At 40.1% G+C, this 7,036-nt stretch carries 5 protein-coding genes; all 5 read left to right on the top strand.

Features of this window, described 5'->3' with window-relative positions; translation table 11 throughout:
* Positions 1-826: 826 nt before the first annotated feature.
* Positions 827-1,900, top strand: coding sequence for a hypothetical protein (locus BIY37_RS05915; RefSeq protein ID WP_070066917.1), 1,074 nt, complete (start codon positions 827-829; stop codon positions 1,898-1,900).
* A gap of 24 nt (positions 1,901-1,924) precedes the next feature.
* Entirely contained in the window at positions 1,925-2,482 is a 558-nt protein-coding gene (locus BIY37_RS05910) for a GEVED domain-containing protein (protein WP_070066916.1), read from the top strand.
* 327 nt (positions 2,483-2,809) lie between these two features.
* Positions 2,810-3,457: a hypothetical protein gene (locus tag BIY37_RS05905; protein ID WP_070066915.1), complete on the top strand. Its 648-nt coding sequence runs from the start codon at positions 2,810-2,812 to the stop codon at positions 3,455-3,457.
* Between the two features lie 47 nt (positions 3,458-3,504).
* Positions 3,505-4,095 carry a Reeler domain-containing protein gene (locus BIY37_RS05900; RefSeq protein WP_179129306.1) on the top strand — a complete coding sequence of 197 codons (591 nt, stop codon included), beginning with the start codon at positions 3,505-3,507 and terminating at the stop codon, positions 4,093-4,095.
* 1,334 nt (positions 4,096-5,429) lie between these two features.
* Positions 5,430-6,830 carry a hypothetical protein gene (locus tag BIY37_RS05895; protein WP_070066913.1) on the top strand — a complete coding sequence of 467 codons (1,401 nt, stop codon included), beginning with the start codon at positions 5,430-5,432 and terminating at the stop codon, positions 6,828-6,830.
* Positions 6,831-7,036: the final 206 nt, after the last annotated feature.

Raw genomic sequence — 7,036 nt, 5'->3', positions numbered from 1 at the left:
TACAGGGTTAACCGTCATTGCATAACGATATGCTATAATCATGACATCCCTTCGGGATTACAGAATCAATATTTTGTTCACTCATAGGGTTTGTGAGCGAATGTACGCTGAATAGTTACAAAAATGAAGCAATAATTTTAAAAAAAAGGGATTAATAACCGACCGGCTAAAGTACAGTTATTAACCCCTGGGACCAAGGCAAGGAGGTTTTTGATACCTCTTTGCTAGGCCTTTTCATGATTCTAAAAATTATTTATATTGATGTCAATAATAAATAACAGAGCATTTTTCAACGACAGATTAACGTTCTCAGAATATTCAAAATATTTGTTGACATTAATTTATATTTTGTTATACTCCCAAAACAATTGAGACTAAGTCTTAATTGCATATAAATTTGTTTAACAGCAGACCGGCTTATATGTATATCTGTTAATCAAATGGGACTACGGCGAGGGAAAAGGTTTCTCTTCTGCTAGGTTTTTTATTGGATTTTTTTGATGTAGTCAGGGCATAAAAAAACAACCGTTTGCGTTTTTTGTATTCTTTGTGTCTCTGTTTAAAATAATGGTGAGGTTGTCAGCGGACCGGCTGATAGTATAGCTGACAATCTCTGGGATCAGGCAGGGAGATCATATCGATCCTCTTTGCCGGGCTTTTTTTGTTATATCAGGCACTGCTGCAAAAAATGTGCTGGATATATTGGAAAAGGAGGGTGGTAGGGCAGATCGTAGAGAAAAAAATGTATGGATGCAGAAGAGATTGGCGAGTCTTAGCCAGTCTGCAGGTATTTTAAGAATAGGAGTTTATTTTAGAAGGAGAATTTATGAAATCGAAGATAAAAGCGAGTCACGTGTCCTGGATCTTTTTTTTAAGTGCAATGATTAGCATGAATAGTATTCCTGTGCATAAGGCAATTGCTAAGGGTGGTTCAGACATTGGGCTATTAATTATTGGGCATGGCTATTTTAGTCAAGATCAAAAATTTTATGAGTTTGTGAATGAAGTTCAAAACCGATTGCCGAAAAATCCGGTAGACAGTGGTCTGCATATGGTTATGGATATGCAGACAAATAAGATGTGGCAGACAGAAGATGAGGCAATTAGGCGATTTGAATCTAAAAAAGTGAAAAAAGTCGTTGTTATTCCTTTATATATGAACACGAATGTCAGCACTGTTGATGTTATCAAATGGAGCATTGGTTGTCAGGTTGACGGCGATCCGGGCAAATCTAATTATTTGGAAGAAATCGTAGAATGTCCCGACTCATATGATTCTGAGAACAATTTATGCATACATATGGGCGGTATACACCGGAGATTTCATGATTTTAGTGATATTCAGTACATCGCCACCAATGCAATAGACTATCACCCGGATATTTCAAAAGTATTTTTAGAACGCGCCCTGGAATTTAGTACAGATAAAGGCAATGAGCTGGTCTTATTGATTGGGCACGGAGATGGGGACGATGACATTGATAATGATTACCGTAACAAGGTACTAGCAAAGTATGCAAGTGATGTGAAGAGTATGGGTGAATTTTACGATGTCCAATATGGAACACTTCGTGAGGATTGGTGCGACCAAAAACGCTCAGCAGTGGAGGAAATTCGGAATAAGATTATCGCTGCATATAATGCTGGCCGTAAAGTAATATGGGTGCCGGCCCGTATTTCCAGCTGGAGCAAGGTTCACGATCAGCAATGGGATCCACAGGATTGCAGCGTTCAGGACGCCAGGGATAGTCTGGGAATCAAAGATTTGTTTGATGCAGGGATGTATACAAAGGCAAATTATCTGTTGTATAAGCCCACGTCGTTGGCTGATTGGGCGGTTTCCATGTTTGAGGAAGCAGTAAAAAAGGATCAATACATAGATTGCCTAAACGCCAAATAACATCTTAAGAAAGGAGAAATTTTTATGACTCACAATAAAATGCTTGCTTTGTTTATCGGTTCATTATTATTCGTTTTTCCTACGTTGGTTTTACCGGTAAAAGGGGAAACGATGATAGATTTGGGATCTGCTCCCTCCCCATATCCAGAGGCGGCTGCCTATAATCAACAATTCGAATTTCTGGGTAACGACCCGCACACGGACGACGGCGTCTCCTTTAAGCCAAATATACTAAGATGGAAAGCAGGGAAAAAAGTTGATGTCATATGGAAACTCACAAAGACCAATAAGAGGCAATTTTATCGACAGGGCGTTTATTTCAGGTTATACATTGACTGGAATCACGATGGCGATTGGGATGATGCAGGTGAAATGGTTATAGATTCTTTTAAAGGCAAGATTAAAGACAAAAAGGTGTGTCAATTTAAGGATGGTTTTACCGTACCGCAACATACCCGGGAAGGGCCTTTTTGGGCAAGGGCTTGGATTTCATATGGTTACCCACCGCCTGCTTACGGGGACATTTCTACCTCCTTCGGTGAAATTGAAGATTACAACCTGCAGAAGAAGGGGGTGAAATAGGATTTTGTAAAGAGTTTCATAAAACTTTTATATTGTGCACGAGGTGTTGGGTGGGGAAAAACCGTCCAGCGCCTCGTGGTGTAGTTTTAAAGAATTGAACAACTTGGGCTTTCGGATCTGGTTTCTGCATTGACAATAAAAAGACAAAATTGGATAGAAAACATTACAATTCATATAACCAGACATATTATAAAATTGTTATCGAGGTGGTTCAATAAATAGCAATGCATTGTACGAACAATCGTATCTTCAAAACATCCCTATTGGTTGTTATTCGCTAAAGGGACTCAATGAGTATATTATTTTCATTATCAAAGGGAGAATGACATGAAGAAATTCTTTGGGTGTATTGTTGTTATCTTATTTGTTGTAGTTTCTGGTTCCAGATGCAAAATATTTGCTCATCAGGCGGTAAATTTTGACGGCACTTTCATGATATCCGGCTTGAACGAGGAGATAACGGAAGCAGTAAAAGGGGTAGCGGAAATTACTCAGTGGGGACATGACGAGACCAATGGCAATTTTGATGAGGCGATGTTGAAGTTTGAGTTTAAATCGGAGAACTCAGAGTGTGGAAATCTTCTTGATATAGGAACTGTAACCGTAAGCGCTTACCGTGAAAATAAGTATAGCATAACGAGTAAAAAATTTCCATTGGATTTATGTGAAGATGGCATGGCTCAGGTCGTAGAAAGGATTTTGAACAAGTATGGGAAAACCGTACAGAATACATTAGGTTTGGATGAATGTTTCTCTATAACCAATGGCGAAGGTGTTACAGAAGGTGGTAAGATTTTAAAATTTACAAATGCGTATATCGCAAAATGCAAAGCTGTTATCACGGGGTCTTTTGTCAAAATAAGCTTTAAAATAAAGCCTACCGTTAAAACTTACGATGTGGGCTATCTGAATAAAAAAGAATACCCGCTGACAATTACCGGGAGAATAAACATACATCGTGAAGCCGCGCATTAACGCTAAAATATGGATTAACTTTATTATTTATGTCGAAGGGCGATTGCATGAGAATTCTAAGAATGTCTATTTTGTGTCTCGTATTTAACTTAGTAATATATTTTTTGTTTTCAAGTACTCTTCTGGCTTGGCCTGAAGGGCCTCCCGCATACCGAACAGGCGCAGTTGGTGACATAGGTACCTGTAATGCAGATCTCTGTCACAACTCTTTTAGTCTTAATTCAGGGAGTGCAAAGTTTTCAATTGTTGCACCATCTGTGTATTCTGCCGGCAAGAGCGCAACGGTAGAGGTAAGCTTTAGCGATTCTCTAGGGGTATTGTATGGATTTGAGATGACAGCGGTCGATGCGGTCGGGAAAAGGGTTGGATCATTCAAAAAAATAGGGAAAACCATGCAGGTTATCCCCCCAAAGGACTATCGGGGGCTTAAAAAAAAGGATAAGGGTAAATATATCGAGCATTCTTACAAAGGCATTAAAAAGAAACAGTGGAAGTTCAAATGGGTGGCCCCCGGCAATGCCATCGATCCGATAACATTTTACGCTGCAGGAGTTGAAGCAATCGCCGAAGGCAATATTGTTAAGGATTATGTTTACACTACAACGGCAGAAATTGTCAGAGAAGCTTCTAAACAGTAATTTTTCAAAGAGCTATAGTGTTTTATTTATCATACAGTTTTGTTAAAAAAATTACTTATCTTAGGCCACTCTGGTCCAATTATGGTAAAAATTATTTTTAGAGAAAAACCAGACCATAAAAAAAGGGGAACGATATGGGAGCTGCCGCATACAGGAAGAGTATCACAATAGGGTGTCAATTTTTGCTTGAAATAAAAGACAGCAGTTTAGAGTCGATCTTAAAGGCATTTTGGAAGTTACTGCCACGGATTTTGACAGATTTCACTCGGAGGGCACTTCCGGGGTTTAACGAAAGTGCGGTGAGGTAACTGCAAAAGCCATACTGCTGCGACCAATGCGGGAATAACAAGAGGTTTATCTGGAAGACACGGCGGGGAAAAGAGACAAAGGTGCTGGAGGCGTAAGGGTGGCAGGGCTTGACATAGGAAATCATAACGGCAGTTGGAACAGGCTTTTTTCGAAAGAGTATAGAGCTATTCAGGAGATTCCCACAGTTTCTTTTGATAACCGATGGAGACGCTTCTGTTTTGGGTGGTTTGAAAGGTAAGGCCAAAACCGGATTCAGAGATTTTGTGGCATATTCCGTATAAGGCAAGGTACGTATTGTGGCAAGACGGGGCCAGGCGTAAGAGGGAAGGAATGGTTGCAGATGAGATCGGAGCTTCTGAAGATACGTGCGATACGGTCAATGGTTGATTGTCTGGAGATAATGGTATCCATGAAGAGGCGATAGGAAGCGATAATTCAGTATTGTGTGTCGAAGGGGTATACCCACACGGCTTCCCACCCTGATTGAGTAGGAATTTTCGTTTTATTTAAACGGCTTACAGGATGACACCGACAAACTTTATTTGCCGGTGTGATGTATCCTAAATCCGTATGTATTTTCTAACAACATGGACAAACAAGTTTGTCCATGCCACCCTGTGACCAAAGATATAACTTGAGAATCTAAGCTTGCATGTTTACGACGATCAAAAAAGGCTCAAGGGCAAAACGGCAAGTAAATGAGAATGAGCCATGCGCACAGTTAACATGCAGGTGAATATGAACAAATGGAGTGTTGCCGGAGTGCTGAATGTTACTAAGATTTGTCTTGCCTATTATTACAGCAGTTTTGATGCGTGACAACTACAATTTGAAGGGATTTTGTCAGACCTTTACTTGACCACACTACTAACTTTTTACGCCCCAGATATGGAGTGAGTGGTAATGAGACTCCCGCATGAGAATTTATCCGCATAAAGCTGCAAAGCAAGTACAAGCTGTGTCTTTTCTAAAAACTTCTGCATGTAATCCTGATTGGTGCCTCACGTAAGTAAAATAAAACAGTAATGTATTTGTTTCTATCTATACCAAAGATCGTAGTAATTTTTATCCTGTGGAACATCCTGTTTCCTGTTATTCTTCTTGCATCGGTTGATAACGCTGCCGATATCGTAGCGGGCGTAAGTGAGTCGGGCTTTACCTATAAGGATTTTATTTCGGGAAATTTTCGGGTTCAATATGAAGGCCGCTGGGCAGAAGGCAATGACGAAGACCATGATACCTATGATTATCTGCGGTTTAAGACAAAACCTCTTTTTCATAATAAGGTAACCATATCCGGTTCAGGAAGGTTTTCTGCCGACCTTGATGGACGGGAACCTGAATCAGGCGCTTTTCGGGATATTCTCGACAGTTATGACCATCAATACAACGGACGTATCTACTATTTATACGCGGATATTCAGAATCCTGTCGTTGGTAAGTCCAGCCTCCGCCTTGGCCGTCAATATGTATACTCATTGGAAAATATTCTTTTTGATGGAGCGAAATATGAACAACAAATCGGACCTGTCGAAAGTTACGTTTTCGGCGGTCTGAGGGTTTCGCAATATTCGAGCACGTATTTCGATACCGTGACAGGAAGCGGAGTAGCTTTTCGGCCTTTTGTGGACACGCGTACAACCCTGGATTACGTGCGTATTATCGATAACGAATTTAATGATGACGAAGTGGGGCTCAATCTGTGGCAAAAAATTTACGAAGATGTTAATTTTTATGGGAGATACACCCTTCTGAATACCTTGCCGAAGGATTTCATGGTTAAATTATCATGGGATAAGTTCGAATGGGACGCAAACATTCAGGTATCCTATTACCGGTTCTTTCACTCCTTAGGCGAACAGAGCAACAACATTTCCCCTTTTTTTCAACTCCTGGGAACTTTAAGGCCTTTTGAACTCATTAGCATGACAGGATACAAAGGTTTTGGCGAAAAGCTTGGCGTTTCCAGCGGCTTTGATTACAGGAGTGTTATAGACATAGATGACGAAGATACCTTTAATCACGACTATAACAGGACATTTCTTTCCTTCAACGTCAATAACCTGTTTTTCAAAGAATCGAAAGCAGCCTTTACGGTAGAATATTGGAACGTGAAGGGAATTGATCATACGGTAGACATTGGTGTTGATTATGATAAAAAAATCGGGAGGTTTGATGTTGGTGTTGGTACAAGCTATTCTGTTTATAAGTATAATTTTGTTGGAAGCAACGATCTCCAGGCTGTTCTGGATAGTGAGTACACAGGAGATGTTGAGCAAAAGATCAATGTTCGTACGTATTATCTGAGGCTCAAGTATTTGGTAACAACGCATTCAGATATAACGATGCGTTGGACGTCTGAATTAAGCGATACAGACCCGGGCACCTTTCATCAGATCTTTCTTTCTTATAGTATGAATTTTTAGTAGTGTGTTGTCTCAGTCCATTGAAAAACATGAATTACAGATTTTTCAGATTGTACAGATGAAGCTTAGAAGTGGCGAGGGAGCATCGTTCACGGGTTCCTCTGCCAGTAGATGTTTAATAATTTATTTTCTAAATTTTACAGGCCGAAAGTTGAAGAAATTCTGTTGTCTGATTTCTCTTGTGGCTACTGTCTTTCTTACAATGC

Origin of the sequence: Candidatus Brocadia sapporoensis (assembly GCF_001753675.2) — a bacterium.
Taxonomy (GTDB): Bacteria; Planctomycetota; Brocadiia; order Brocadiales; family Brocadiaceae; genus Brocadia; species Brocadia sapporoensis.
Note: the sequence above shows the minus strand (reverse complement) of the source record. Positions and strands in the feature narration are given on the sequence as shown.

Excerpts from the sequence above, each read along its gene's own strand:
- BIY37_RS05905 (WP_070066915.1), top strand. The coding sequence starts at position 2,810 with ATGAAGAAATTCTTTGGGTGTATTGTTGTTATCTTATTTGTTGTAGTT.
- BIY37_RS05915 (WP_070066917.1), top strand. The coding sequence starts at position 827 with ATGAAATCGAAGATAAAAGCGAGTCACGTGTCCTGGATCTTTTTTTTA.
- BIY37_RS05910 (WP_070066916.1), top strand. The coding sequence starts at position 1,925 with ATGACTCACAATAAAATGCTTGCTTTGTTTATCGGTTCATTATTATTC.
- BIY37_RS05900 (WP_179129306.1), top strand. The coding sequence starts at position 3,505 with ATGAGAATTCTAAGAATGTCTATTTTGTGTCTCGTATTTAACTTAGTA.
- BIY37_RS05895 (WP_070066913.1), top strand. The coding sequence starts at position 5,430 with ATGTATTTGTTTCTATCTATACCAAAGATCGTAGTAATTTTTATCCTG.